The organism is Corallococcus sicarius (assembly GCF_003611735.1).
Lineage (GTDB): Bacteria > Myxococcota > Myxococcia > Myxococcales > Myxococcaceae > Corallococcus > Corallococcus sicarius.
Genome location: NZ_RAWG01000031.1, coordinates 1 through 25,951 on the forward strand (window position 1 = coordinate 1; position 25,951 = coordinate 25,951).

Annotated in this window: 21 protein-coding genes; 6 read left to right on the plus strand and 15 right to left on the minus strand. The window is 69.7% G+C overall.

Translation table 11 applies throughout. The annotated features are described in order from the left end of the window. The 5 genes from D7X12_RS07075 to D7X12_RS07095 form a co-directional block, all read left to right on the plus strand. On the plus strand, window positions 1-2,858 hold a 2,858-nt coding region (locus D7X12_RS07075; protein WP_244224403.1), incomplete at its 5' end, for a TonB-dependent receptor domain-containing protein. Window positions 2,859-3,038: 180 nt separating this feature from the next. Further along, window positions 3,039-4,628, plus strand: a complete 1,590-nt coding sequence (locus tag D7X12_RS43675) for a sensor histidine kinase (protein ID WP_147443553.1) — start codon at window positions 3,039-3,041, stop codon at window positions 4,626-4,628. A 193-nt stretch (window positions 4,629-4,821) separates the two neighbouring features. Beyond that, window positions 4,822-5,778, plus strand: coding sequence for a hypothetical protein (locus D7X12_RS07085; RefSeq protein ID WP_120624499.1), 957 nt, complete (start codon window positions 4,822-4,824; stop codon window positions 5,776-5,778). A gap of 673 nt (window positions 5,779-6,451) precedes the next feature. After that, a complete protein-coding gene (locus D7X12_RS07090; RefSeq protein ID WP_244224404.1) occupies window positions 6,452-7,654 on the plus strand; it encodes a DUF2380 domain-containing protein in 1,203 nt (400 codons plus the stop codon). Then, window positions 7,651-8,121, plus strand: coding sequence for an NUDIX hydrolase (locus D7X12_RS07095; protein ID WP_120624500.1), 471 nt, complete (start codon window positions 7,651-7,653; stop codon window positions 8,119-8,121). The genes D7X12_RS07090 and D7X12_RS07095 overlap by 4 nt, the downstream gene beginning before the upstream one ends. A 34-nt stretch (window positions 8,122-8,155) precedes the next feature. Here the strand turns inward: D7X12_RS07095 and D7X12_RS07100 are convergent, their stop codons facing one another. The 10 genes from D7X12_RS07100 to D7X12_RS07145 form a co-directional block, all read right to left on the minus strand. Continuing rightward, a complete protein-coding gene (locus tag D7X12_RS07100; RefSeq protein WP_120624501.1) occupies window positions 8,156-8,647 on the minus strand; it encodes an SRPBCC domain-containing protein in 492 nt (163 codons plus the stop codon). Beyond that, window positions 8,644-9,018: an ArsR/SmtB family transcription factor gene (locus tag D7X12_RS07105; RefSeq protein ID WP_244224406.1), complete on the minus strand. Its 375-nt coding sequence runs from the start codon at window positions 9,016-9,018 to the stop codon at window positions 8,644-8,646. The genes D7X12_RS07100 and D7X12_RS07105 overlap by 4 nt, the downstream gene beginning before the upstream one ends. Further along, window positions 9,015-9,446, minus strand: a complete 432-nt coding sequence (locus tag D7X12_RS07110; RefSeq protein WP_120624503.1) for a VOC family protein — start codon at window positions 9,444-9,446, stop codon at window positions 9,015-9,017. The genes D7X12_RS07105 and D7X12_RS07110 overlap by 4 nt, the downstream gene beginning before the upstream one ends. Window positions 9,447-9,540: 94 nt before the next feature. Beyond that, a complete protein-coding gene (locus D7X12_RS07115; RefSeq protein WP_147443554.1) occupies window positions 9,541-11,871 on the minus strand; it encodes an RCC1 domain-containing protein in 2,331 nt (776 codons plus the stop codon). Window positions 11,872-11,963: 92 nt separating this feature from the next. After that, a complete protein-coding gene (locus D7X12_RS07120; RefSeq protein ID WP_158619987.1) occupies window positions 11,964-14,717 on the minus strand; it encodes an SBBP repeat-containing protein in 2,754 nt (917 codons plus the stop codon). 493 nt (window positions 14,718-15,210) lie between these two features. Continuing rightward, window positions 15,211-16,662, minus strand: coding sequence for a hypothetical protein (locus D7X12_RS07125; RefSeq protein WP_244224409.1), 1,452 nt, complete (start codon window positions 16,660-16,662; stop codon window positions 15,211-15,213). Between the two features lie 135 nt (window positions 16,663-16,797). Beyond that, window positions 16,798-17,355, minus strand: coding sequence for a response regulator transcription factor (locus tag D7X12_RS07130; RefSeq protein WP_120624506.1), 558 nt, complete (start codon window positions 17,353-17,355; stop codon window positions 16,798-16,800). Continuing rightward, window positions 17,352-18,668, minus strand: a complete 1,317-nt coding sequence (locus D7X12_RS07135) for an ATP-binding protein (RefSeq protein WP_120624507.1) — start codon at window positions 18,666-18,668, stop codon at window positions 17,352-17,354. Before D7X12_RS07135 ends, D7X12_RS07130 begins: the two co-directional genes overlap by 4 nt. After that, on the minus strand, window positions 18,665-19,432 hold the full coding sequence (locus D7X12_RS07140; protein WP_120624508.1) for a hypothetical protein: 768 nt from the start codon (window positions 19,430-19,432) through the stop codon (window positions 18,665-18,667). Before D7X12_RS07140 ends, D7X12_RS07135 begins: the two co-directional genes overlap by 4 nt. Beyond that, window positions 19,432-20,319, minus strand: a complete 888-nt coding sequence (locus tag D7X12_RS07145) for a transporter (RefSeq protein WP_208718857.1) — start codon at window positions 20,317-20,319, stop codon at window positions 19,432-19,434. Before D7X12_RS07145 ends, D7X12_RS07140 begins: the two co-directional genes overlap by 1 nt. A gap of 215 nt (window positions 20,320-20,534) precedes the next feature. Between D7X12_RS07145 and D7X12_RS07150 the strand changes: the two genes are divergently transcribed. Next, on the plus strand, window positions 20,535-20,972 hold the full coding sequence (locus D7X12_RS07150; RefSeq protein WP_120624509.1) for a DoxX family protein: 438 nt from the start codon (window positions 20,535-20,537) through the stop codon (window positions 20,970-20,972). 21 nt (window positions 20,973-20,993) lie between these two features. Here D7X12_RS07150 and D7X12_RS07155 read toward each other — a convergent pair whose 3' ends face one another. The 5 genes from D7X12_RS07155 to D7X12_RS07175 all read right to left on the minus strand — a co-directional run bounded on the left by D7X12_RS07155 (window position 20,994) and on the right by D7X12_RS07175 (window position 25,719). Then, window positions 20,994-21,905, minus strand: coding sequence for a metallophosphoesterase (locus tag D7X12_RS07155; protein WP_120624510.1), 912 nt, complete (start codon window positions 21,903-21,905; stop codon window positions 20,994-20,996). 326 nt (window positions 21,906-22,231) lie between these two features. After that, the gene (locus D7X12_RS07160; RefSeq protein WP_341868205.1) at window positions 22,232-23,794 is read right to left on the minus strand and encodes a hypothetical protein; all 1,563 of its coding nucleotides are present in this window, start codon (window positions 23,792-23,794) and stop codon (window positions 22,232-22,234) included. A gap of 230 nt (window positions 23,795-24,024) precedes the next feature. Continuing rightward, window positions 24,025-24,525, minus strand: coding sequence for a hypothetical protein (locus tag D7X12_RS07165; RefSeq protein WP_120624511.1), 501 nt, complete (start codon window positions 24,523-24,525; stop codon window positions 24,025-24,027). Between the two features lie 163 nt (window positions 24,526-24,688). Continuing rightward, window positions 24,689-25,066, minus strand: a complete 378-nt coding sequence (locus D7X12_RS07170; protein ID WP_120624512.1) for a response regulator — start codon at window positions 25,064-25,066, stop codon at window positions 24,689-24,691. A 200-nt stretch (window positions 25,067-25,266) separates the two neighbouring features. Then, a complete protein-coding gene (locus tag D7X12_RS07175) occupies window positions 25,267-25,719 on the minus strand; it encodes a Fur family transcriptional regulator (RefSeq protein WP_120624513.1) in 453 nt (150 codons plus the stop codon). Between the last annotated feature and the right edge of the window lie 232 nt (window positions 25,720-25,951).

Genomic DNA, 25,951 nt, shown 5'->3' on the forward strand with positions numbered 1-25,951 from the left:
GAGGCGGTCGAGGTGGACACCGCCACGCTGGTGGAGGGCGTGCACCCGCAGCTCAACGAGGCCGCGCTGCACGCGGCGCCGTCGCTGGGCTTCTCCCCCGCGTTGATGGAGGGCAAGCCCGTCGCGGCGCGTCTCCCGATGGCGGGCCGGTGCTGGCCGCGTTCGTGCCGCCCGCGCTGGTGCGGGACTCGCCCGCGCCGTACCCGCCGCTGCTCGTGGGCGAGCGCGTGGCGGGCACGGTGAAGCTGGAGCTGCTGGTGGACGAGGCGGGCGAGGTGGACACCGCCACGCTGGTGGAGGGCGTGCACCCGCAGCTCAACGAGGCCGCGCTGCACGCGGCGCCGTCGCTGGGCTTCTCCCCCGCGTTGATGGAGGGCAAGCCCGTCGCGGTGCGCCTGTTCTTCGAGTACCGCTTCGAGGTGCCCCTGCCGGTGGCCACCGCCACGGACGGCGGCACGGACACAGCGCCGCAGGGGCCCGTCACGCTCAAGGGGCTGGTGCGCGCCAAGGGCAACCGTCGGCCGCTCATTGGCGCCACGCTGGTGTCGGACGCCGCGCCGGACTTCCCCGTGCAGACGGACGAGCACGGTCGCTTCGAGGCGCGCTTCCCCACGGGAGGGCAGGCGGTGCGCGTGTTCGCCGCGGGCCACAAGCCGGGCCTGTACCGCGAGGCCTTGAAGGGCACCGAGTCGCTGGAGGTCGTCTACGGCCTGGAGCCGCTGGTCCTCAACCCGTACGAGACGGTGGTGCGAGGCGACCGCGAGCGCACCGAGGTCAGCCGCGTCACCCTGCACGACGCGGAGCTGCGCGAGGTGCCCGGCACCATGGGCGACCCCTTCCGCGTCGTCATGCTGCTGCCGGGCGTGGGCAGCATGTTGTCCGGCGTGGCCTACCCGGTGGTGCGCGGCAGCCAGCCCGCGTCCACGGGCTACTTCCTGGACGGCATCCGCGTCCCCATCCTCTTCCACCTGTTCCTGGGGCCCGCGGTCATCCACCCGGACTTCATCGACGCCATCGACTTCTATCCGGGCTCACCGCCGCCGCAGTACGGCCGGCTGATGGGCGGCGCCATCGAAGGGCGGCTGTCCCGGCCGCGCGATGACCGGGTGCACGGCAGCGCCTACGCGGACTTCATCAACGCGGGCTTCTTCCTGGAGACGCCCTTCAAGTCCACCGGCACCAATGTCAGCCTCGCCGGCCGCTATTCCTATACGCCGTGGCTCATCGCGCTCGCGGCGAACAGCCTCCAGGACCCCGCGCCTCCGGGGCGCAGCAATCCCAAGGTGGTGCTCGACTTCTGGGACTACCAGGGCCGTGTGGAGCAGGACGTGGGCCAGGGCAAGCTGCGGCTGTTTGCCTTTGGCTCGTCCGACACCTTCGGCTCCGAGGCCCAGGACGCGGCGGGCGACACCGCGCTGCAATCCATCCTCTTCCACCGCGTGGACCTGAGAGGCCGCCACCCGCTGGGCAAGGGCGAGTTCGAGGTGGGCGGCACGTGGGGCCTGGACCGCTTCGCCGTCGTGTCGCGCGGGCCGCAGAGCGGCAATGAAATCCACATCGACCAGAGCACGCTGTCCGCCCGCATGGGCTACACGGTGCCGCTGACGCAGCGGCTGCTGTTGCGCACGGGCGCGGACGTGGACCACAAGCGCGCCATCGTGGACCTGCTCTCCGTGGAGGACGGCGAGGAGGTGGAGGCGGACACGATCAGCGCCCCCGTGGCGCTGGCCACCTTCGCCGGCGCGTACGCCGAAGGCGTGTGGACGCCCACGGACCGCTGGACGGTGGTGCCCGGCCTGCGCCTGGACAGCTACCACCTGTCCGGCGGGTTCGACCACAAGGTCATCGAGCCGCGCCTCACGGTGCGCCACAAGCTCACCGACACCGTGACGCTCAAGGGCGGCGCGGGCGTCTTCCACCAGCCGCCCACCACCCTCATCAGCCTGCCCGTGGTGGACGTGGGCAGTCTGTTGTTGGGCCTCCAGGAGGGCGTGCAGCTGTCCATGGGCGCCGAGTGGAAGGCCTTCACGAAGTGGGAGGTGGGGCTGGAGCTGTACGTGAACCCCATGCTGCGCACCATCGAGCTGACGCCCTTCTCCGACGAGGGGCTGGGCGAGGATCTGGACGGCGGCGACGGCGGCGAGCCCGACGTGCCGCCCGTTCCGCCGGGCGAGGGTGACTTCGCCCAGCGCGGCTTCCGCCGGGTGCGCGCGCGGCAGATTGACGTGGACGAGCCCCCGGTCAGCCGCGACGACTGGGACCTGCCGGACTTCTCCAGCCATGGACTGGCGTATGGGTTGGAGCTGCTCATCCGCTACCCGCTGGGGAACAACTGGTTCGGCTGGCTCTCCTACAGCCTGCAGCGCAGCACGCGGAACACCACGTTCTACCGCTACGACTCCAACGGGAGGGTCATCTCCGAGGCGAAGGACGACCTGCCCTTCGCCTTCGACCAGACGCACATCCTCAACCTGGTGGTCAGCCACAAGTTCTCCAACAACATCACCCTGGGCGGCGTGCTGCACTTCAACACCGGCCGCCCCGAGTACGGCACCCTGGGCAGCCAGACGAACCGCGAGGGCACCGACAGCGACGGCCGCCCCGCGTGGGTGAAGGTGGACCGGGACGCGGTGGACCGGCTGCCGCCCTTCTTCCGCTTCGACCTGCGCCTGTCCAAGGCCTGGGCCTACGAGACCTTCACCCTGGAGGCCTACCTGGACATGCTCAACGTCACCCTCAACCAGGAGACGCTGGGCTTCGAGTACGAGGGCGGCGGTGTTTCACGGCGGCCCCTGACGAAAAGTGCCGTGGGACTGCCCATCGCGCTGCCCATCATTGGAGTCAAGGGCCGGTACTGAAGCGTCCCGGGGTCCAGGAGGAGTGCTCAGGGCTGAGCTTTTTCTGGCCGATCTGCCCTCCAGGGCCGATTCTCCTTTCCGAAATTGTGTCAGTATTACAGGAGACGCGGGTTTTTCCTGCCTGCCCGGCACCGTCGCCGAGGGTGGAGGAAAGCCCGAAGCGTCGGGGGGAGTACGATGATGGGTTTGTCCTGGGGGCCGGGTTCGGCCCCGGCGTGGGAGTTGCCCGCCGACAATGAGACACCCTGCATCTTCTTCGAGCCCCTGTTTGGGGAGACGGGCGACGTGCTCGACTTCCGGTGGACGTCCATGAACGTGCCGGCCGAGGGCTGGGTGCGCTCGCTGGAGCTGCCGCGGCATCTGTCCTTGTGGGCGCTGGAGGGCGTGGCGCTGTTCGACGTGGGGGCGTGCGTGCGGGTGCTGCTGCGCGGCGTGCCGCACGTGGGCCAGGTGCCCGGGGATGTCGCGGGCCGGCAGTTCGTGGTGGTGCGCCACGGTGAGGGGCTGGCGCTGTGGCTGCTGCCTCGCGACGAGAGCCGCGCGTCGGACGCGCAGCAGGCCATCCGGGAGCGCAACGCCCGGCGCGAGGTGGAGGAGGCGCTGGCGCGCACGGAGCAGACGGTGAGCGCGCTGCGCGAGGCGGAGGAGCGCTACCGGCTGGCGACGCGGGCCACGCACGACGTGCTGTGGGACTGGCACTTCGCCACCGACCGCGTGCGCTGGGATCCGGGCACGGGGGACGCGTTCGGCCACGCCACGGCGGTGTTGGACCATCAGCTGGGGTGGTGGGGCGCTCGCGTGCACGACGATGACCGCGAGCGGGTGGTGGACCGGCTGGTGACGTTCGTCGCGTCCACGGGCGACGTGTGGAAGGACGAGTACCGGTTCCAGCGCGCGGACGGCAGCTGGGCGCACGTGTTGGACCGGGGCGTGCTGGCGCGCGACGACGAGGGGCGCCCGGTGCGGATGATCGGCTCCATGATGGACGTCACCGAGCGCACGCGGGAGCTGGCGTCGATGGTGGAGGAGGCGCGCTTTCGCGAGCGCTTCATCGGCATCCTCGGGCACGACCTGCGAAACCCGCTCAACGCCATCATGCTGTCGGCGCGGGCGCAGAAGCGGCGCGGGCCGCTGGAGTGCACGCCGGAGCAGCACCGGCAGCATGCGCAGCGCATTGAGTCCTCCGCGGCGCGCATGGGGAACATGATCGCGGACCTGCTGGATTTGACGCGCGCGCGGCTGGCGGGCGGCATCCCCCTGCGCAAGGGGCCCACGGACCTGGGCGTGGTGTGTCAGCAGGTGGTGGACGAGCTGTCGGCGGCGTACCCGGAGCGGGCCATCGCGGTGGACGTGGATGGCAAGGCCGAAGGCGAGTGGGACGCAGAGCGGCTGGCGCAGGTCTTGAGCAACCTGGTGGGCAACGCGCTGGAGCACGGGACGCCGGAGGCGCCGGTGTTCCTGCGCTGCTGGGCGAAGGGCGACCACCAGGTGGTGGAGGTGCAGAACCCCGGCACGCCCATCCCGGAGGAGCTGCGCGAGCGGCTGTTTGATCCGTTCCGTCAGGGCGAGGGCGAGCGGACGCAGGGCCGGCGCAACGCGGGACTGGGGCTGGGGTTGTTCATCGTGAAGGAGATCGTCCAGGCGCACGGCGGGACGGTGGAGGTCGCGTCGTCGCAGAAGGAGGGCACGACGTTCACGGTGAAGTTGCCCAGGCCCCCGCGTCCGAAGGCGAAGGTCCGGGCGTCCCGGAGTCGTACGCGAACCGCCTGAGCTTTCGGGAGGTGTGAGCGTTCACCGCCGGGCGGTGAACGGGTGAGCGTCCGCCGCCACACGCGACGTGCGTTGGCCGACGGACCGAAGGGGATGGGACGGGAGTGCAGGGCAGCTGCTCGCCGCGGGGATTCACGTTTACCGGTGGAGGAGGCCGTGCGGCTCGTGCGGCCACCTCGTGGAGGCAGTCCCCATGTACGTCCGTCCCCCGCACACCCCCTCGCTGCGTTCTGCTTTCTGGCTGTCCCTGTGGTTCACCACCGCGCTGGTGGGTTGTGGTGCGCCGCTGACGGCGGAGGAGCCCACCGACGCCGTGGACGTGGGCCAGTCCACCCAGGCGGTGCTCTCCACCAATGGCCTGTCGACGAATGGCCTGTCCACGAACGGCCTGTCGACGAATGGCTTGTCCACGAATGGCCTGTCGACGAATGGCCTGTCGACGAATGGCCTGTCCACGAACGGGTTCAATACGTGGTTCACGGCGGATCCCGCGGCGGCGGACATGGTGATGCGCTACGTGGCGCAGTGCTCGTTGGCGGCGGGGAAGGAGCTTGTGTATCAGTCGCCTGCGTCGGGGGCGCGCTACACGTGGAAGGGGAGCCTGGGATTGGCGCCGGGCTGGGCGGGGGGCGCACCGGCGACCGCGGCGGAGCAGCAGGTGGTGAGCGCGTGCCTCGCGGCGCACGCGAACAAGTACGGCGTGCACGTGAACATCTCCGTGCTGGGGCGCGACGCGGTGGGCGGCGCGGTGCCGTACACGACGGACGAGCTGAGCACCTACAGCGAGCGCGAGGCGTGCTTCTTCGGCAACCTCTTCACGGCCGAGGGCCTGTTCGCCGCGAATGACGGCGCCTACCTGGACTACGACGAGAGCACGGTGCGCACCTGCGGCCTGTCGTCGTGGAGCGACACGGCGGCGTGCAGGCCGCTGACCCACGTGGGCGCGTGCCGCTACTACTGCACGCTGGACGCCACGCGGACCTACTACACGCGCTGCACGTACAACGGCGTGGCCTACCGCCCCGTCACCACGCGCATGCAGCCCCAGGATGTCTATCGCTGCGGCGACGGCGTGTGCCAGCTCACGGAGAAGTGCGGCAGCAGCAACACGGCGCTCAGCTGCGCGGCGGACTGCGGCGCCTGTCCGTAGTCAGCCGCCAGGAGTCGTCTCCCAGGAGCATCCTGCCCTCGGGTCATGCACCGTTGTCCGGTTCGGCAGAATTGTCGGACTTGACGGCTATGACGGGTTTCTGCACGCCGCACCGGAGTGCAGTCAGGAGGCGCGAGTAATGGGCAACCGCTGGTGGGCGGTGCTGTGGCTGGGGCTCTTTCCCCTGCGAGGAGCGGCTGCGGCTTCGCCCAACGCGGGCGTGGGCACGGATGAAGGATTCGTGCAGGTGGAGGCGACCCTCATCCTCGACGGAGGCGCGGGGGGGCGAGCACCGGCTTCGTGCGGCCGGGGGCGTTCGCCTCGGTGGGCCTGGGGGTGGACCCTGCGCGCTGACGCCCTGGTGCTGACCGTGGTGCTGCTGGCCACGGGATGCGCCTCCGTGTCGCAGGTGCCTGGACGTGGCCGGAGCTTGAGCTACGCGCCGCGAGAGACCTCGTCGCCCGCGTGGGTGGAGGCTCCGAGTGATGAAGCCCCGCACGCCGGGGACTCCCTCCCACGCGCCTTCTCAGGGCCTGAGCAGCGGCTCCTGCGCCGTCAGGGAGCGCGTGACGACGCGACAGCAGTGGGAGTTGGCAGCATGGAGGGAGCTGTTGGGGGCGGGGCCCGGAGTGCTGCATTGACGCGTCAGGCAGTCCTCGACGCCACGGACGAGGTGAAGGGCTCCCTGCGCGGCGTCGAGGCCTCGTTCACCCAACTGGCGGCACGTCCTCCGGCCCTCGGCGGATGGGGCCTCACGGGCGTCTTCACGCGCTACCTTGACCAAGGCTCCAAGCAGGTGACGTGGCTTCATGGCGCGCTTGGGAGCGCCACCGTTTTGACAAAGGCGGCCTCGGAAGTTGGCGACACGGACATGGAGCTGGGCCTGATGCGCATGACGGGGCCGAAGCTCCAGGCGGCCTGGTTCGGGACCCTCCTGCTGGCCACCTGGGTGGACTTCCTCCACCTCGCGGACACCGTGCTCCGTCACTGCCCTATGTGCAGCGTCGAGAAGCTCTTCACGGACCTTCATCGCGTGCAGGGGCTGATGGCGCCCACGCTGACGGACCTTGCCTCACTGGACCCGGAGCGGGTGGAGGCGGCGACGACCGCGATGCCCGAGCTGATGGGGAAGCTGACCCGTGAGTTCGCTACGCTCCAGCGAGAAACCCGCTCGACGATGAAACTCGGCGGGCAGGTCATCGCGGCGATGCAGGCGGTGGAGATGGTCACGATGATCTCCACGATGAAGATGTCCCTGCCACGTGTGCCGCCCTCGGCCTCCGCGACGCTCGGCATGGGCCTCTTGATGAGTTCGGGGGGAGTCATGGTGGGCTCGCGGATGGTGGTCTCCGCTGAATGGGTGGAGATGATGCGAAGGCTCGTGCAGGCGGGCGTCATCTCCGTTCCCGCCGTCAGCGCAGCCGTCCTGATTCAAGGCGGACAGGTGCTGATGGCCCAGGCACATCAGGACCTCCCCAAGGGCGTGCGCGAAGCGTTGGGGGACAGCCCCGAAGTCCGCGGCATGCATGAAACTGGCAGAGCGGGCGCGGGCATGTCGGACGCCCCGAAGCACCATGTGCTGCCGCAAGAGCACCGTGAATGGTTCGAGCAGCGCGGCTTCAAGGGTGACATGGACATCGACCAGTTCTGCGTCCGGATGGAGCAGGCCCACCACGAGGCGATTCATGGAGGGGGGAACTGGAAGTTGGGACGCATTTGGCCCGGCGAGTGGAATCGGAGGGTCATGGATGCGCTACTCCAGGCTGAGACGAGAGCCGGCCGGAGGTTGACGCGGAACACGATCCTACGGATCGTCGGGGAGAACATGGAGCGCTACTACATCCCAATGAACTTCGTTCCTGGGAGAAGCCGATGACCGCTGACCATCCTTGGGACGGCAATTGGAAGGCCCGCATGTATGAGCGAGTCCGCGAGCGCGGCTACGACTCGCTGACTGCCTTTGCCGAAGCGCGCCCGACCGCATCACTGGTGGCGCTGGCCGAGGAACTTGGACGGGACGACATCGCCGGGGTGCAGATATTCAGCGGGTTGGTGGCGGAGGCGGAGCGCAGCAAGCAGCTCACACGACTGGTGCGCGGGCAGTGCGTGCGCGAGCTGTACGCGTGTCTGCCCAACGGCTGGCCGTCCGTGCTGGATGACGACGCTCGGCTGGAGGTTGCCATCGCGCTCGGCCATTGGTTCGCCTACACCCCAGAAACTCACAAGGGGCGCGTTGACCGGGCCGGCGAGGTGCTCCTCTCCAGTCCGCCACCCCCTGGATGGCGTCCGCTCGGTCCTGACGACGAACTCCTCCTGATGCTCCTTCCCGACGAGGAAGCCTGACCCGCGAGGTGCTGCGCATTGCAATGCACGGTCTTCAGCCTGCGCGGGACCGCGCGGCATGGAGCCGGAAGCCCGTGACAAGGTCCCCCCACCACCGGCCCATCCTCCCGACCGTGGCCGCGCCATCCTCACCATGGCGCACGGGATGGTCCGCGCGGATGGCGTCCCAGCCCCGGTGTTCGAGCACGACGCGCGTGCCGCCGAAGCTGGACTCGAAGCGGACCTCCACCTCCGTGAGCTCGCCGGGGGCGAAGTTGCTCGCACGCCATTGGAAGACGAGCCGCGCGCCGGGCTCCCACACGAGCACGCGGCCCACCTCGAAGACCTCCGTGTCGGAGGTCTCCAGCAGGCGTCCGCCGGGACCGGGCGGGTCGAAGCGCAGGACGCCCTGGGGGGCGTGGAGGCCGCGGTAGCGCGGGCCCCGGGCCCACCAGAGGTCTGTCTCCTGCGTGAAGACCTCGAAGGCGTCCAGCGGGGACACGGCGACGAAGGTGGTGACGCGGGCACGGTCCGCGGACCTCGTCATGACTTGCGGCCTCCGGGGGGCTTGGTGCCCCGCGTGCGCTCCGCGTGGGCCTTGAAGGCGCCCAACTGGTCCTCCCAGAAGGACTCCACCTCCTCCAGCCAACCGCGCAGCGCGGCGAAGGGCTCCGGGCGCAGGCGGTACACGCGCACGCGGGCGTCGTCCGCGTCCACGTTCTCCTCCACGAGCCCCGTCTGGCGAAGCACGCGCAGGTGGCGGGACATGGCCGGAGGGCTCATGTCGAACGCGGCGGCCAGCTCCCCCGCGGGGTGGGGCCGCTGGCGCAGACGATCCACGACGCCCCGGCGCGTGGGGTCGGCGAGGGCGGAGAGGGTGCGGTCGATCGCGGACGGGGTGGCCATGTTGGTGTTCATGCCGGACCCTTGACGCGCTGGGTGAACCACCACTGGTGGCCCTCGAGGTCCGCGGCGCCATAGCCGCGATTGGTGCCCCAGTCGTCGCCGTAGTTCTTGGTCTCCGGCTCCTGGAGGATGGTGGCCCCGGCGGCGCGGGCCTGGGCACAGTGGGCGTCCACGTCGTCCACGTAGACCATGAGGCTCTGGGTGTTGCCGCCGTCGTGCCGCCGCGGAGTGAGGTGGACGGGGCGGCGCTGGGCGGACTCCACCATGATGACGCCGTCGCCGTAGACGAGCTCCGAGTGCTCGATGGTGTTGCCCGCCCCTTCGACCTTGAGGCGCGTCTGGAAACCAAAGGCGCGCTCCAGCCAGTCGATGGCGGCGGAGGCGTCCTCGTAGAAGAGGAAGGACGAGATGCGAGGCCAGCCTTCGGGGGTCGGCTTCATGGCGGTGACTCCACGGCGGATGAAAGTCGTTAACGACAGGGTGAATGATTAACCCTGTCGTTAACCTTCGTCAACCGGGGTGTCGCGAGACCCTTCAAGGGAGCAGTAGCGAAGGGACTGGCGTGCGCAGGGCGTAGTAGGTCGTGCCGGTGCCAAGCTGCCCGTAGCTGTTGTTGCCCCAGGCCCAGACGGTGCCGTCCGCGCGGACGGCCAGGGAGTTTCCGTAAGTCGCCGCGGCCACGGCTACTCCGTCGCTCAGTCCAGGGACCTGGGCGGGAAGGGCTCGCGGCATCATGCTTCCATCGCCAAGCTGTCCGTAACCGTTGTTGCCCCAGGACCAGATGGTGCCGTCCGCGCATACGGCCAGCGCATGGTTGTAGCCCGCGCTCACCGCGATGACTCCGGTGAGTGACTGCACCGGGGTTGGAGGTTGAGTGGAGTGGGGCGCTTGATATGCCCCTGGTTCTCCCCAGCTCCAGATGGATCCATCCGCGCGCAGGGCCAGCATGAACAGTCCTCCCCTGGAGATGGACACGATCTGCTCCAGGCCCTGGACTGGCGTGGGCGTCATGCTCAGGGGAGCGGGTCCCTCCGGGTCGTACCAGGTGTTTTCGAAATAGGCCCACGCCCACACCGTGCCGTCGGCCCGCAGGGCCACGGCGTACTCGCTGCCCGCGGCGATGGCCACCACTCCTTCCAGTCCTTCGACCTGACGGGGCAGGGCGTTGACCCCTGGCAAGGGCGTGCCCACCGCGAGCCGGTTGCCCCACGTCCAGACGGTGCCATCGGTTCGGAGGGCTACCGAGTCGATGGGGGCCGCGGCCACGGCGACCATGTTCGTCAAGCCCGGGATCCTGGAGGGCTGCAGCCTCGGCTGCCCATCGGTGAATCCGAGCTGCCCGTAGACGTTGTCACCCCAGGCCCAGACACTGCCATCCGTGAGGACCGCGAGTGAATGGGAGTCGCTGATGGCCGCGTTGACGACCCCGCTGGGGAGCGTGAGCTGCACGGGCGCGGCGTGTGACGTGGTGGTGCCCGTTCCCAGTTGTCCCTTGTGATTGCGTCCCGATACCCAGAGGGTGCCATCCGCGTGTGCCGCCAGCGTGCGGTCGTAGTGCGTGACCACCCATCCCCTGCCCGTGGCTCCAGCGGACGGGGTGGGCCGACTCCGGTTCACTTTGTCCCCCAGGCCCAACTGGCCCTGGAAGTTGTAGCCCCAGGCCCAAAGCCTCCCGTCGCTGCCCACCGCCAGGGAGAAGTTGTCGCCAGCGGCCAGCGCCTTCAGGCCTGACAGCACGCCGGTTCCCGCGGTGTCCTGGACGGCGATGGGTAGGAAGCGCCGCGTGGTCGAGCCGTCCCCCAGTTGGCCGCGGATGTTGAAGCCCCAGGCCCAGGCATGCCCTTCACCATCCACGGCCAACGAATGCCAGTTGCCCCCCGTGATGGAGACGATGTTGCTCAGCGGGCCGGTGCCCTGTGCGTTCTTCACCTGGGTTGGCGCCGCCTGCTGGGAGTCCGGCAGGCCATTGCCGAGTTGCCCGTTGGAGTTGAAGCCCCACGCCCACACCGTTCCGTCCTCCCTGAGCGCCAGGCCATGTTCCGCGCCCGCCGCCAGCTCCACGACTCGCGTCAGCGCCGCGCCTTGTTCATCCATGACCCGGATGGGGAGGCGGCTGCTTGAAGCGGACGTACCCGCGCCGAGCTGTCCATGGGCATTGCTGCCCCAGGCCCAGACCGTGCCGTCCGCCTTGCGCGCCAGCGAGTGGTCCGCGCCACAGGCGATGCCCGCCACCCCGGTGAGCCCGGGCACCTGCACGGGCGCGGGCACGGCGCCAGCCTCCGCGCCAGCGCCCACCTGTCCCATGAGGTTGCTCCCCCATGCCCAGACCGTGCCGTCCTCACGCAAGGCCAGGGCGTGCTGCCTGCCTGCGGCCACCGAGATGATCCGCGTCAGGCCTGGGAGCTGTCGCGCCAGGAGGTTCGTTCCTCCTGTCGTGCCCAGGCCCAGTTGTCCCTGGCTGTTGTCACCCCAGGCCCAGACGGTGCCATCCGCCTGGAGCGCCAGGGAGGACTTCGCGCCCGCCGCGACAGCGCGCACCCGCTGGAGCGGACGCTGGGGACCGTTCGTGTCTTGTGCTTGCGCCACCATGAGCGGAAGGGAGCGACCCAAGGTATCCCCGGTGCCCAGCTGGCCCTCCAGGTTGCGTCCCCACGCGAAAGCGACGCCGTCCGGCAGCACCACCAGCGCGTGCTCCGTCCCTGCCGTCACCTGGCCCCGGAGGGATTGCCGCACGGCGGCCTGCTCCGTGAAGTGGGCTTCGGGCTCCGCGTCCGGAGCCTGGGAGGGACCACATCCCAGTAACAACCCCAGGGATAGACACAGCCACAGAGACCTTCTGGCTCGCGGCGTCGCTTCAGGCTTCATGTTCCGCACCTCGTGAAAGACAGCGAGGCCCGCGCCCACTCCGAAGAGTCGCGCGGGCCTCCATGAATGGACTTGCGTGAAAGCGCGTGTGCCTACCGCACCTGCACCTGCACCTTGTCCAGGCCCCACGTCTCGTTGGTGATGCCTGGCAGGCCGTCCGCGAAGAACTGGAGCGCCAGCTCCGGCGTCGCGTGGTTGAACGTGAGGGTCACGTGGTAGACCGAGTCGCCGTCCGGGTAGAAGAGCGTGTTGCGCTCCGCTGCACCCGTGCCCGAAGCGCTGGCGGTGCCGCCCACCTGTGCCGGGTAGAACTGCGGGCTCGACGTATTGGAGAAGGTGGTGCGGAACACCTCGCCCACACCGCCGACGTTCAGGCCCCAGTAGTTCGGGCCGAACGGGCCGTTGCCGTCCCAGCCCTGGAGGATGAGCAGGTCGAAGCTCACCGTGACGGTGCTGTGCGCGGGCAGGTTGGCCAGGGACAGCTGTACGCCCTCGTTGCTGAACTCTCCCAGGAAGAAGCGGTCACCGGAGGGGCTCAAGCTGGTGGCCTGGGTGTTCCATTCCGTGCCGGGCTCGGTTTCAAAACGCCCCAGGTACACCTCGCGGGCAATGGGCTGCTGCGCCTGTGCCTGGGCGGCCCCCGTGGCGAAGGTGGTATTGCCCGTCAAGCCCACATCCAGGATGCAGCCGTCCAGTTGGACGGGGTCGGTGACCCCCGCCGCCTGGCAGAGCTGCTTGGCGGACTGATACTGGGTGGGCGTCAGGCTCGCGCTGGTGACATGCGTCGCCGGCAGGCTGCTGTTGGTGTACGTGGTGGTGCTCTGCCCCGGGTCATAGTCGAACAGGGACTCCTGCTGGGTAATGCGCCAGCTGTCCGCGAAGTTGGGGGTGTTCTTGTAGAGCTGCGCGAAGCTCAAGGGGGCGGTGAGTGCCGTGCCGTCGCGCAGGGCGAAGTCATCCGCGCTCACGTTGTTGAAATTGCCCAGCAGGCCACGCACCTGTCCGGCCCGCGAGGGAGCCAGGGTGAGCGTGAGGTCCATGTGCGAGGTGTAGTTGTCCGCGATGAGCTGATCCCCCAGCGGCGACGTGATGACGTAGCGCGTGCTCGTCCGCCGGAAGATGCGCGTACCGTCGGAGAGGGGCTGCACGTCGCCCACCCCTAGCGGGACGGCCACGCCGTTCACCATCAGCGGGTGGGTGGCGCGCGCGTAGACACCGACGCGGTCCGTATCGAAGCGGGCCGCGACCGCGCTGTAGACGGACACGACGCTGTTCCAGGCCATCTGCCGCGCCTGCACGACGAAGGGCTGGGCGGCCACGGGAGTCGACTCCGTGAGGATGAACTCTCCCACGCCCTGGAAGTCGTAGTAGTTGCGATCCGAAGTCCAGAGGTGCGGGTCTCCGGAGCCCGAAGCGGACCGACACTGGGCCGCCAGGGCCGGGTCCACGGAGCAGCCGTCCGCGTAGCGCATGGCGAAGAGGTCGTAACCGCCCTGGTTCGTCGCGCCGCCGATGTTGCCCGTGGAGTAGCCCACCACGTAGACCCCGGTGTCGTTGTCCGCGGCGACGCCCGTGGCCGTCTCGTTCTCGAAGGCAGGGTCATCGTGGGTGGAGCCATACTGGTGGACCGACTTGAGGGCGAGCTTCACGTCGTACTTCGCCAGGAAGACATCGACGCCGCCGACATAGCTGCCCGGGTCATTCCTGAGGTCGTGCGTGGTCGTGCCGACGACATAGAGATTGGCACCACCATCGGAGGTGATGGCCGTGACGGAGTCTCGGCCCGCGGTGCCCAGCAGGGTGGCCCGCTGCTTCACGCCCGTGGTGCTGTATTGCTGGATGACCGCGTCGTAGTCGCCCCCACTCTTCAGGTTGCCGCCGCCCAGGGTGCCGCCGAGGATGGTCGCGCCGAAGGTCTGGCCCACCAGATAGATTTCCGTCGCCCCCGTGGCATTGCGAGAAGCCGTGACCGCATACGCGAAGTCCGCGGTCGAGGTGCCATCCTGGCGCACCCACTCCCGGGTGGAGAGGTCCGCGGGGTACTTCATCAGGAAGAAGTCGTTGCCCCCCAGGGAAGTCTGTCCAGGGAGTACGCCGTTGGTGTAGCCGGCGATATAGACATTGCCGTCGCGATCCACCGTGATGCTCCGGCCGAAGTCGCCCTTGCTGGCGGACGTGCCAATCTGGAGTGCGGTGGATGCGGTGCCGTTCGCCAGGTAACGGGCGATGATGATGTCGTTGCTGCTGGCCGTGACGCCCGTGACGAACGACCCCAGGGTGTAGCCCGTGAGGTAGACGTCTCCGGTCGTCTCATTGGCCGCAACTCCATACGACAGGTCGTCCTTGATGGAGCCGTGCTGGCGGCTCCACTTCAGCGCCTTGTTGGCGTCGTACTTGCGCACGAAGACGTCGGAGCCACCCTGGTTCGTTCCGGAATGGAGGGCACCGCCGGACAGGGTGCCCTTGGTGTAGCCCGTCACGTAGATGGAAGGGTTTCCGCTCGCACAGCCCTGGAGCGCGACGCCGGTGGCGAAGTCGTCCATGACGGAGCCGAACTGCTCCGCCCAGACGAGCGCGCCGTCACTCGTGCGGTGCTTCAGCAGGAAGACATCCATTCCGCCTGACGTAGGCTGGGCGAGCACGGAGCTGTTCGCGATGCCTACTGAGTACAGGTACCCATTGCAGGTCGCGGTCGACGTGGCCTGCTCCGTCGCGGAGGACCCGTTTTCGAGCGTCCAGGTGGGGAGTGGGGTCGTCGTCAGGCCCATGACGGGCGTGCGCCGCTGCGAGCGGAAGCCCCGAGGGCCACCCGCGAAGTCCACGGGGTAGAGGGCATCCGAAGACACGGAGGCTTTCTGCTCAGGGCCGGGGCGGGTGTCCCGGTCCATTGGGAGTCGCTCCATGGCCTGGGCCAGGGAGGCGACGAACAGGCTGCTCAAGAAAAAAGTGACTCTGGGCATGGCGAGGGACTTCTCCTCGGGGGCGGGAGGTGAGTCTGAAAGGATTTGTCGGGGGTGAATTGAGTTACAGAACGGCAATACCAGATTATTTTTAGTTCCTTGAGTTATTTCTAGCTCATGGACTTCAGGCTCCAGATGCCATGGGTTGAAATGGCCATGGCATGGTTTGTTCACTCTGGGTGATGACAAGACTGTCAGGGTGGGTCAGAAGGCAGAGGCGTCCATGACCCGGCTCTGAGGGCTGCCATCCCAATGGGCTGCTCAGCGGAAGGTGACGCTCACACCGGTTGTTGACGCCGAAGCAATGCGCGGCCGCGGCTGAAGCCTGGGCCAGGAGGAGCGGGAATCCTCCTCTCTGGCACTCCAGTCGGGCTGCCCGCTAGAAGATGGGGGGCTTCACGTGGAGGGGAGGAGGCGCCTGCATGGACGACGGGGGAGGCGCTTCGCGCAGCCCGAGGATGGCGGGCATGGAGGGCGTGAGCTCTCCCACGTAGAGGAGGCCCTGGAAGCCCTCGCTGGCGGGGGCTTCCAGGCGCTGGACGTAGGGGCTGAGTCCGGCGGGGGCCGCCACCCTGGGGGCGGGCGTGGCGCCCACGATGCCGCATGCCAGCTTCCCGCTCCGGTCCAGGTCGCAGCCCCACCGCGTGCCCTGCGCGTAGCTCATCTCCAGCACGACGAGCGAGGGATAGCCCTTGAGCAGGTGGGCCATGGGGGTGAAGTCCTTGTCCCAGTCCGTGCCCTTCGTGGTGCGTGTGTGCGTGTTGCCGGCCAGCACGATGTGGACTTCGTCGGGCTTCTGGGCGCGACGCTCGGCCCACACCCTGGCCTGGGCCGCGTCGCGCTCGCTGCCGCGCAGCACGTCCGTGTCATAGGCCACCAGCGTCACGCGCTGGCCCGCGGCGCGCAGGGAGCGCACCCGGTCGATGAGGTCCAGGATGGCGCGGCTGCTGCGGCCGTCCTGATAGGGCCGCGACCAGAAGGGGCCTTCCAAGAGCGTGTCCTGATCCGCCGGGGCGCCGGGGCTCGCCAGGTACGCGTCCACGCGCGCCTGCTCCGACGCCGGAAGGGACAGGCCGAGGACGACCGCGAGCCCCGTCTGCCCGGCCTGACACACGGCGTGGCCCACCACTTCAGGTGCTTCCCGCGAGCCGAGCTGTTCTCCAATGAGGAGCGTCAACCCGGGGTGCAGCAGCGCCTCCATGCCTCGCACGGACGTGGTGCACGGGCCCGCCGTGGGAGGCTCTTCCTGCCAGCGGTCCAGGTAGAACTCGGGGGCCCTCACGGCGGTGGGCCGCTTCGCCTCCATCACGTTGCCGCTGAGGACCTCCACGGAGGGCGCGGACTCCAGGCGGAGCGTGAGGGCCTTCTCCAGCTCCAGGTCGCGGACGCCGTGCTGCGCTCCCCGCAGCATGGACAGACGTTTGGTGTCGGTATCGTTCTCCTCGAAGTCGACGGCCTTCTCGAACGGGTTCGAGACCTGCTCCGCCCGTTCGGCCCCCACCTTCCACCAGACCTTGCGCCACTCGACGTCGTTGCCCACTGTCTGCTGCGTCATGCGGAAGATGCGGACGACGGACTGGCGCGGGCTCAGGACGATGCCTGTCACCAGGTAGCGTGCGTAGGTGCTGTTGCGGGAGCCGGCCCTGTCGGGCTCCTTCCACCGGGTGACGAGCTGATTCTTGTCCTCCGTCTCCTCGAAGGTGTGGCCCTGCTCCTCCATCAGCTCGCGGGTCACGGCCAGCGCTTCGGACAGGGGCTTCTGGAAGACGTGCTCGTACCTGGGCAGCTCTGATTCAGGCGTGCGCTTGGAGTGGGCACAACCCACGGACATCAAGGTCACCGCGACGACAATCCAACGACAATGCATCAGCTCCCCCATGCAGACGTGGATGACGAGTTACCTGACAGGCAACTCCAACCGCGCGGGAAAAGCGAGATGGGTGGGCGCGGACTCCGCGGCGCAGTGTCAACGCGACGGCGGATACTTCTGCAACTTCCGCTGGAGCGAGCGCCGGTGGATGCCCAGCTTGCGCGCGGCTTCGGAGATGTTGCCCGCGCTGTCCGCGAGCACGCGGTGGATGTGTTCCCATTCCGCCCGCGCCAGGGACGGCGCCTGGAGCGTCTCCGGCGCCGCCACGGAGGGCTCCTCCGACGCCCTCGCGAACGCGGCCAGGATGTCATCCGCGTCCGCGGGCTTGGGCAGGTAGTTCACCGCGCCCAGCCGGATGGCATCCACCGTGGTGGAGATGCTGCCGTAGCCCGTGAGCACGATGATGCGCGTGGCCGCGTCCACCGCGAGCAGGTCCCTCACCAGCTCCAACCCGCTGTGCCCCGGCATCCGCAGGTCCACCACCGCGTACTCGGGCGACTCGCGCCCCGCCACGGCCATGGCCTCCTCGTGGTGGCCCGCCGTCGTCACGTCCCAGCCGCGCTCCCGGAAGGCCCTCGCCAGGCGCTCGCGCAAGGTCGCGTCGTCGTCCACCAGCAACAGGCTGGGGCGGTGGTCCACCGGGGCCGTGCTCACGCCGCTGCCTCCTGGGCGGGCGCTCCCGGCAGGCTCAGCCGCACCGTCGTGCCTTCGCCTGCCTTCGAGCGCAATTCCAACGCACCCCCCAGCTGCTCCGCCAGGGAGCGCGCCAGGAACAATCCCAATCCCATCCCCTCACCCGGTGCCTTCGTCGTGAAGAAGGGCTCCCCGGCCCGCGCCAGCACCGCGTCTGGCATTCCCTGGCCCTCGTCGCGCACCTCCAGCCGCGCGCCCAGGCCCTCCGCCCTCGCGCACAGGACCACGGGCCCGCTCCCCGGCGTGGCCTGCAGCGCGTTCTTCACCAGCCCGCGCAGCACCCGGGCCAGCGCGCGGGGCGGCCCGTACACCCGCCAGTCCTTCAGCGCTTCGGGCAGGTCCACCCGCACGCGCTCGCGGCCCGGCAACTCCGCCAGCGTCTCCTCCACCAGCCGCTCCAGCGGGGTGGGCTGGAAGGGCTCTCCCGTCGTCTGGCCCGCGTCCGCCGACATCTGCACCAGCACGTCCCGGCAGCGGTCCACCTGCTGGCGGATGAGCCGCAAGTCCTCACGCACGGACTCGGAGGTGCTCGACGCGGAGAGCGCCCGCTCCAATTCCTTCGCCACCACCGCGATGGTGGACAGCGGCGTGGACAATTCATGCGCCGCGCCCGCCGCCAGCGTCGCCAGCGAGGCCACCTTCTCCTGCCGCGCGTGCCGCGCCCGCGTCTGCGCCAATTCCTGCTCACGCTCCGCCAGCGCCCGCGTCACGCGTTGAATGAAATACACGATGAAGCCCGCCGCCACCGCGAACGCGACCCACATGCCGCTCAGGTGCAGGCGCATCAGCTCCGCGTGGTCCGGCCGCGCCAGCCCCGGCAGCGTCACGTCCTGCAACACGAACAGCGACCCGAACGCCACCAGCGTGAACGCCAGCATCGCCCACGTCCGGCGCGCGGGCAGCAGCACCGTGCCCAGCGCCACGTTCACCAGGTACAGCGCCGTGAAGGGGTTGTGCGTCCCGCCGCTCAACGCGAGCAGCCCCGTGAGCACCAGCGTGTCCCAGAGCATCAGCCCGAAGATGGCGGCCTCCGCCACCGGCTGCGCCCGCGACAGGCCCGCGCGCACCGCCGCGTTCGTCAGCGCCTCCACCGCCAGCAAGGCCACCAGCGCCGTCACCGGCAGCGCCAGCTTCAGCCCCCACGCCGCCACCGCCACCAGCACCGCCTGCCCGACGAGCACGCCCCAGCGCAGCCGCAGCAGCCACACCAGGTTGATGCGCGCGCGGGGCGAGGGTTCGACAGGCAGCGGCGAAGCGGACGGCGGGGTCGTCATGGCGTGACGGAGGACATCGCCACGGAGCGGGCCACCGTGTCCAGCACCGACGCCGCGGCCGCCCGGGGCTCCAGCGCCTCCATGTCCACGTCCGCCAGCCACGTGTCCCAGGCGAGCACGAAGACGCGCTCGGCGGACGGCGCGTCCTCCGACAGCGTCAGCCCGTCCAGCACCACCTCCACCGTGGCGAGGTTCGACGTGACGAGCCGGAAGGCCTGGGGCTCGCCGCCCCCCGCGGGCACCCGCATCCCCTCCAGCCACAGCGTCTTGCCCACCAGGTCCACGCCGCTGTCCGAAGGGGGCAGCCCTTCCGCGTCCGCGTCCGCCGGCTCGAAGGTGAGCCGCGCCCGGCAGTAGCGCCCCGGCGGCGGCCGCAGCGTGCCCAGCCTCAGCACGTCCCCGTCCGGTCGCTCCAGCCCGCTGACGTGCGGCGTGCCCAGCTTCAGCGGCGACCCCACCGAGTGCGCGTGCGCGGTGCCCACGGGCGACAGCGCCCGCAGCAGGCGCCAGCCCAGGGCCTCCTCGCAGGGCTTCAACTCCACGCTGCCCAGCGTCACGTAGCCGCGTGTCAGCGTGAGCGTCTGTCCATCCGGCCGGGTGAAGGTCCGCCCGCCAGCCTGGGCCCCCACGCCCCCCACGTCCGGTGTCGCGGCGCGGTGCTCCAGCCCCAGGGTGACGTGCACGCCGTCCAGGCGCTCACCACACGCGCAGAGGGCCGACACGGACAGCAGCAGCGCGAGTCGCGAGAAGAGGGTCATCACCATCACAGGTCGTACGCGAGCGAGACCTGCGCGATGGGCGTGGAGGACACCCGGCGCAGCTGGTTGACGAAGGGGACGCGCACCCCGGCCTGGAGCACCACGTCCATGCCCGGGCTGAAGAGCACGTCCGGCGATGCGTAGGCGATGAAGCCCCCGCCGGCCGCCTCCGGCTCGCCGTTCGTGTCGGCCGCCTTCTCCGCCCGGGTGTCCACGCCCAGGCGCACCGCCCAGCGCGGGGACGGCTGGTATTGCGCCGCCACCGACGTGCGCACCGACGCGCCCAGCCGGAAGTCCTCGCGCCCGCGCGTGGGCAGGAAGCCCAGGGTGGTGGCCAGGAACGACCACGACCCCCGGAAGCCCTGCCACGCAATGCCCGCCATCGGGTCCACCGACCCGCTGCCCGGCTGGGCATCCAATCCCAGCGCCGTGCCGTCCCGCGCGCGCAGCCGTGGGCCCGTGGGCAGCTTCACCCCGCCCACCACGCTGACGAGGTGGTCCGGGGAGAACTCGCGGTCCTTCCACACGAACGCCTTCGCGCTCACGTCGATGTCGCCCAACCCCCACCCGCGCTCGCGCGCGAGGCTCACGTCCCGCACCTCGCGGGCCTGGAGCGGCAGGTTCACCGCCAGCACCAACCAGGGCCGGGGCGCGTACGCCACCGCCACGTCCATGCGCAGCTCGCGCAGCCGCTGCGCGTCCACGTTCGTCTGGCCCTCGGTGTGGCCCCACGCGCGCAACATCGTGGACAGCCGCAGGCGCCCTTCGAAGGGCTGCTCGCCGCCCATGGACGTGAGCGTCGGGTCGCCACAGGCACAGCTCGCGCAGGCCCAGGCCCGCGAGGCGGGCCACAGGAGCGCGGCGCAGAGGAAGGTCAGGAGCAGGGTTCTCAAGGCGCGGCGAAACTACCGTCCCGCTGTCCGGGCCCACTGCGGCGAGTTGTCGCAGCCCGCCGGTGCGTCGGACGGGAGACGGACGGGCTGTCCGCCTGTCCGGTGCGTTGACGAACGAACGGGGGCTGGCTGTCCGGTTGCTCAACCGTGCCTAGGTTGAGAATGACATCCGCCCGTCCGCGTTGAGGGGAGAGGTTGCACGCACGGAGGTTCCCATGGGGTTGCTCGCGCCGCTGGGCCGGCTGCTGTTTTCGGTCATCTTCATCACCAGCGGCCTCAATCACTTCTTCCAGCTCCAGGCGATGACCGCCTACGCGCAGGCCTCCGGCGTGCCGGACCCGCGCCTCGCGGTGCTGGTGTCCGGCGGGGCGCTGGTGGTGGGCGGCCTGTGCGTGCTGCTGGGGGTGTTCGCCCGCCTGGGCGCGGCGATGATCGCCGTCTTCCTGGTGGCGTCCGCCGTCATGGTCCACCACTTCTGGCGGATGGAGGACCCGGTGCAGGCGCAGAACAACCTCATCCACTTCATGAAGAACCTCTCCATGGCGGGAGGCGCGCTGCTCGTCGTCTACTTCGGGCCCGGGCCCTTCAGCCTGTCGCGCAAGAAGCGCGAGGCGTCCCTCGGGGGCATGAAGCTGGGGACGCCCCTGCGCTGAAGTCGCGCCCGCTGGCGTGGATCAGGGCGCGCCGACGTGGGCGGCCACGGCGTTGCGCAGGGTGAAGAACGCGACCTCCGGCGTGCTGCCCCGGCGCAGGTACGGGCCGCCGAAGCCGAAGCCCAGCCCCTGGTTCACGTACAGGTGGTTGCCATTCACCCGGTAGTGGCCGCGGATGTACGGCTGGCCCGCGCGGCGGAAGATGGCCTCCGTAAGCCCCCGGACGATGAACTGCCCGCCGTGGGTGTGCCCGGAGAACTGCACCAGGCCCGCGTGCGCCGGGAGCTTCTCCGCCGTGGGCGGCGTGTGGGCCAGCACCAGCCGCGTGCCGGACGTGGGCGCGCCCCGGAAGGTGGCCTCCACGTCATCCATGCGCGTCAGCCCGTCGTCGATGCCCAGCACCGTCACCGGCGCGCCCTTCACGTGCACCACGCGGTGCTCGTTCTGGAGCACCGTGTAGCCCAGGTCCTCGAAGCCCGCGCGCAGGTAGCCCACGTCCACCCAGTGGTCATGGTTGCCCATCACCACGAAGACGGGACCATTCAATCCCTTGAGCAACTCGCGCACGCGCGGCAGCGGCTTGGGGCTGTGCGTGACGTAGTCGCCGGTGAGGAACACCAGGTCCGGCGCCGCCGCGTTCACCGCGGCCACCGCGCGGCGGATCCGCACGTCCGACGTCGCCTGTCCCACGTGCACGTCCGACAGCTGCGCGATGCGCAGGCCGTCATGATCCGGGTGGATGCAGTCCAGCTGGAGCAGGTGCTCGGTGAGCACGAAGTGGTCGCGCCAGCGCAGCCGCCGGTCGGGGCGGAACGGATCCGGTCCTCGCGCCAGGAGCTCGTTGCGTCCGCTCGGCTCCACCTCCAGGGCCTCCGCCCGGGAAGAAGAGGAGGCGGCACCAGCGGCGTGACGGCGAGCGAGTCTCAGACGCATGCGTTCAGATTCCTCCAGCGAGACAAGGAGCAGAGACAGGGAGCAATTGTAGAGGAGCGGTCCGGAGGATGTGAGGCCCGGGGCCCCGGCCCGCCTGTTCCCCTTGCGGCCAGCGCGGGGTGGAAACAGAACCGGGTCCCGTTCCGGAACATTTCCGCGCCCTTCCAGGCCTCCTCGCGGGTAGGCCCGGGTGCCGTGTCGTGCGACATGCGCCGCGACTGGCGCCAGGGTGGGACCCGCACGGAGGGTGCCCCGGAGACGCACGAACCCCCCGGCGCCAGGGCGGCGCGCCGGAGGGTCGGGTGCTTCGCGTCAGGGTCCGCTGCTCAGTAGCCGCGCAGGACCGTGAGGCCGTCCGAGGTGAGGACCAGCAGCATGCCGGGCGTCACGGACGGGTCGTAGACGAGCTGGAGGATGCGGTTGGCGCGCACGGCGTCCACCTTCTCCAGCGTCTTGGCGGGCGTCAGCCGGTACAGGCCGCCCGCGTTGGTGGCGATGAAGAGCGAGCCGTCATTGGTGGCGGCCAGCGAGTTGATGGCGTCCAGCGCGCCCACCTCCGCGCCGATGCGGATGCCCCGCTGCGTGGGGTTGGTGGCGTTGGTGATCTCCATCTGCCACAGACCCAGCGACTTGCTGCCCAGGTAGTAGCGCCCGTCCTTCGTCTGCTGGAAGCCGCGCCAGTAGTCGAAGGCCGCCTGCGAGTTGAGCTCCGGCAGGTACGAGGACTTCACCTTGGACGGGTTCACCCGCGTGTCCGTGTTGTCCCAGTCCCCCAGGCTGGGCGTCGGCGTGACCATGCCGAAGGTCCAGTCGTTGGCCATCAGCACGTCGCCGTCCTGCGCGAGGCCCAGGCCGTAGGTGTAGCCCGCGTACTGGGAGCCGTTCGCGTCGAACCACACCGGGTGCCGGTGGGCGTTGAACTCCAGGTTGCGAAGGCGCGTGACGCCGTGGTTGCTGCCCACGTAGACGTCGCCCTTGTTCGCGCCGGTCATCACCGACACGCAGCTCAAGATGCTGCGGTCCTCGTCGAAGTGGTGGTCGTTGCTGTTGCGGATGCCCAGGCTGACGCCCGCGACGACGCTCGGCCCGCGCTGGATGAACGGCTTGCCGTTCTCATCCACGTTGTTGCGCACCGACTTGTTGAGGTGCTCCTCGAAGAGGACCTGCCCGTTGGCGGCGTCCAGCTTCACCGCGTCCACGTCGCCGTCCTTGTAGTACTGCAGGCGGCGGGGGCTGAACGGGTAGCACTGGGTGTCACCCACCGGCACCTCGCACCTCTCCGTGTCGGTGACGATGAAGTTCGTGTGCAGGCCCGGGTACTCCGGATCCGGCTGGAGGTCCGGCGCGCTGTAGCCCACGTAGGCGCGCCCCGCCGCGCCGCCGCAGATGACGGTGGCGTTGCCGCCCGAGGCCGCCTGGCCCACGGGGCCGGACACCCAGACGAGCTTCTGCGTGTCCGCGCGCACCACGCCAATGCGGCTGCCGTCCAGCACCCAGAGGTTCTTGCCCTGGTCCAGGCCCACCGACTGCACCCGCCCGATGCCGTAGCGCTCCGAGTAGTTCGTCACCGGATCCGTGGGCCACCGGTCCACGACGGGCCCGGGGTCCGTGCCGCCGTCGGTTCCCCCGCCGGTGCCGCCGTCCGTGCCCGCGTCCGTCCCGGCATCGGTTCCGCCGCCAGTGCCGGCGTCCGTGCCGGCATCGGTTCCCCCGCCGGTGCCGGCGTCCGTGCCGGCGTCCGTCCCGCCGCCCGTCCCGGCATCAATCCCCGGCCGGGGATCCAGGTCGCCTGGATCCTCCACCGGGTTCGTGGGGTCGTCCTTCCCACCACAGCCCCACGCCGACATCACCATCGCCCCAACACACACGCCCAGCAGTCGTCGATTCACCGTGATCTCCCCGCGTGACCCCTAAGCAAGCCGCGTACCTGCCCCGCGGCACGGGGCTTCTGGCCACGGCCCACAGGGAGGAGGGCAATCCCTTTCCCATCCAGTCCTCGTGGGTTCCCTGGATGAGCAGCAATCACCCGCAGGGCCGGGCGGTAAAAAAGCCGGGCCCGCTTCCCCTCGTAAGGAGAAGCGGGCCCGGCCGGTTCAAGAGGCTGTGTCTGGAGCGCGCGTTACTTCTTCGGCGCGCCCTTGGGCGAGGTGGCCTTCAGCTCCAGGGCCACGGAGTCGTCGCCCTCCAGCTGGAACTTCGCGCGCACGCTGGCGCCCTCGGGCAGCTCGTTCGCCTTCACGGTCTTGCCGTCCAGGGTCACCACGGTCTGGTCGCGCACTTCCAGCTTCACCTCCGGCAGCGTGCCGGTGCGCGCGATGATCAGATCGTCGTCCTCCGGGCTCTTCACGGTGCCGGCCAGGCTGTAGGCGTCCTTCATCTTCCAGACGCCCGACTTGTTGGCGGCGTCCTGCTTGTCCTTGTCGGTGTCCGCGCCCACCACCTTCTTGGCCGTGTTCGTGATGGCAGGCTCCACCTCCTGGGCCTCCACGCCCGTGCTGGGGCCGTTCATCTGCTGGGCGCTCGGGGCGTCCTTGGACGGATTCGTCGGCGTTCCCTTGGCGTTCTGCGCGAAAGCGGCCGTTCCCAGGCACATCACTGCCGCGACGATGAGCTTCTTCATGGTCCCGCTCCCTTTCCCTGCATGTGGTTTGGTCCGCGTCGTAAGGCTTCGCGTCTGCCCAAAAGGGTGGGGCGGCCACCCGTCCGCGCCAACTGGCCCCCTGCGTCACCACCGCCCTCTCGCATGCAGGGCAGGCAGGCGTCGCGCGGGGGCACGGCCCCCCTCAGACGGGCAGGCACAACCGCTTCACCGTGGACAGCAGGGCGGACAGGTCCAGGGGCTTTCGCAGGTAGCCCGCCACGCCCATCTCATCCACCGTGCCGCGCACGTCCAGGTCCGCGCTGGCCACCAGCACCGGGATGTCCGAACAGGCGCGCTCATGGCGCAGCGCCTCCCGGAACGCGATGCCATCCATGCGCGGCATCATCAGGTCCAGGAGGATGAGCTGGGGTCGGGGCTCCGAGGAACGCAGCCGCTCCAACGCCTCCAGGCCATCCGCCGCCAGCTGCACGGCATATCCTTCCAGCTCCAGCACGTCCTGGAGCGCGTCCCGGATGTCCATGTCGTCGTCCACGACCAGCAGCGTGTGATGCGCTTCCATCCCGTTCCCCCTGCGAGCCCTGGGAGCGCCCCCTGCCATCCCCCGAGCCGGGACGGCGGGCCTCCTGCCCTCGCCAGAACAATGTGTACCCGGGTACAGGCGAGCGGAAGCTTCGATGTAGGCCTGTGCCTACCACTGAGCACATGTGGGCGGGCGCACCCATGCCCGGCCGCAGGGGTCTCAGGGGTTTGGGGGAGGGGCTACTCGCAGCGGTCGCAGAGGCCGCGCAGCTGCACTTCCACGGTGCGCTGGGACACGGAGCGGGGCACGCCACGGGCGGCGGAGATGCGCACGGACTCTTCAGGCAGGCAGGCCACGGTGCCGCAGTCGGTGCAGGTGAAGTGGGGGTGGCTGTTGGTGTGCTCGGTGCCACCGGCGCGCTTGAGCTCGAAGCGCCAGACGTGGTCGCCCAGGTCGGCGCGCACGACGAGCCCCGCTTCGGTCAGGTCGGTGAGGTTGCGGTAGATGGTGACGCGGTCGTAGCCCTCGCCGCCCAGCTCCTCCACCAGATCCGCGTGGCTCATTGGCGCGGTGGCGGTCTCCAGCTTGCGCAGCACGGCCACGCGGGGGGCGGTGCTGCGCAGCCCCGCGGCGCGGATCCGATCCTGGAACCCGGTCAGCTTCTCCTGCGCCGAGATTTTCTTGGCACCCATGACGCGTCGAATAACACAGCCGTCGTTCCACGTCCCAGCCACGGTAAACCAAGTGTACTTGTAGCCCGGTTGTAGCTACGCCGCGTGAACCCCGCCCCGCGGGCGCCTCCTCGCGCCGATGCCGGGCGGGCGTGGGGGCTTCCAGCTTCCAACACTTCCCCACGGTTGCCTTGACTCGGTGGGCGTCCTCCTCACACTGCGCCTTTGCTCATCCATCCTGGGAGCGGGCCGT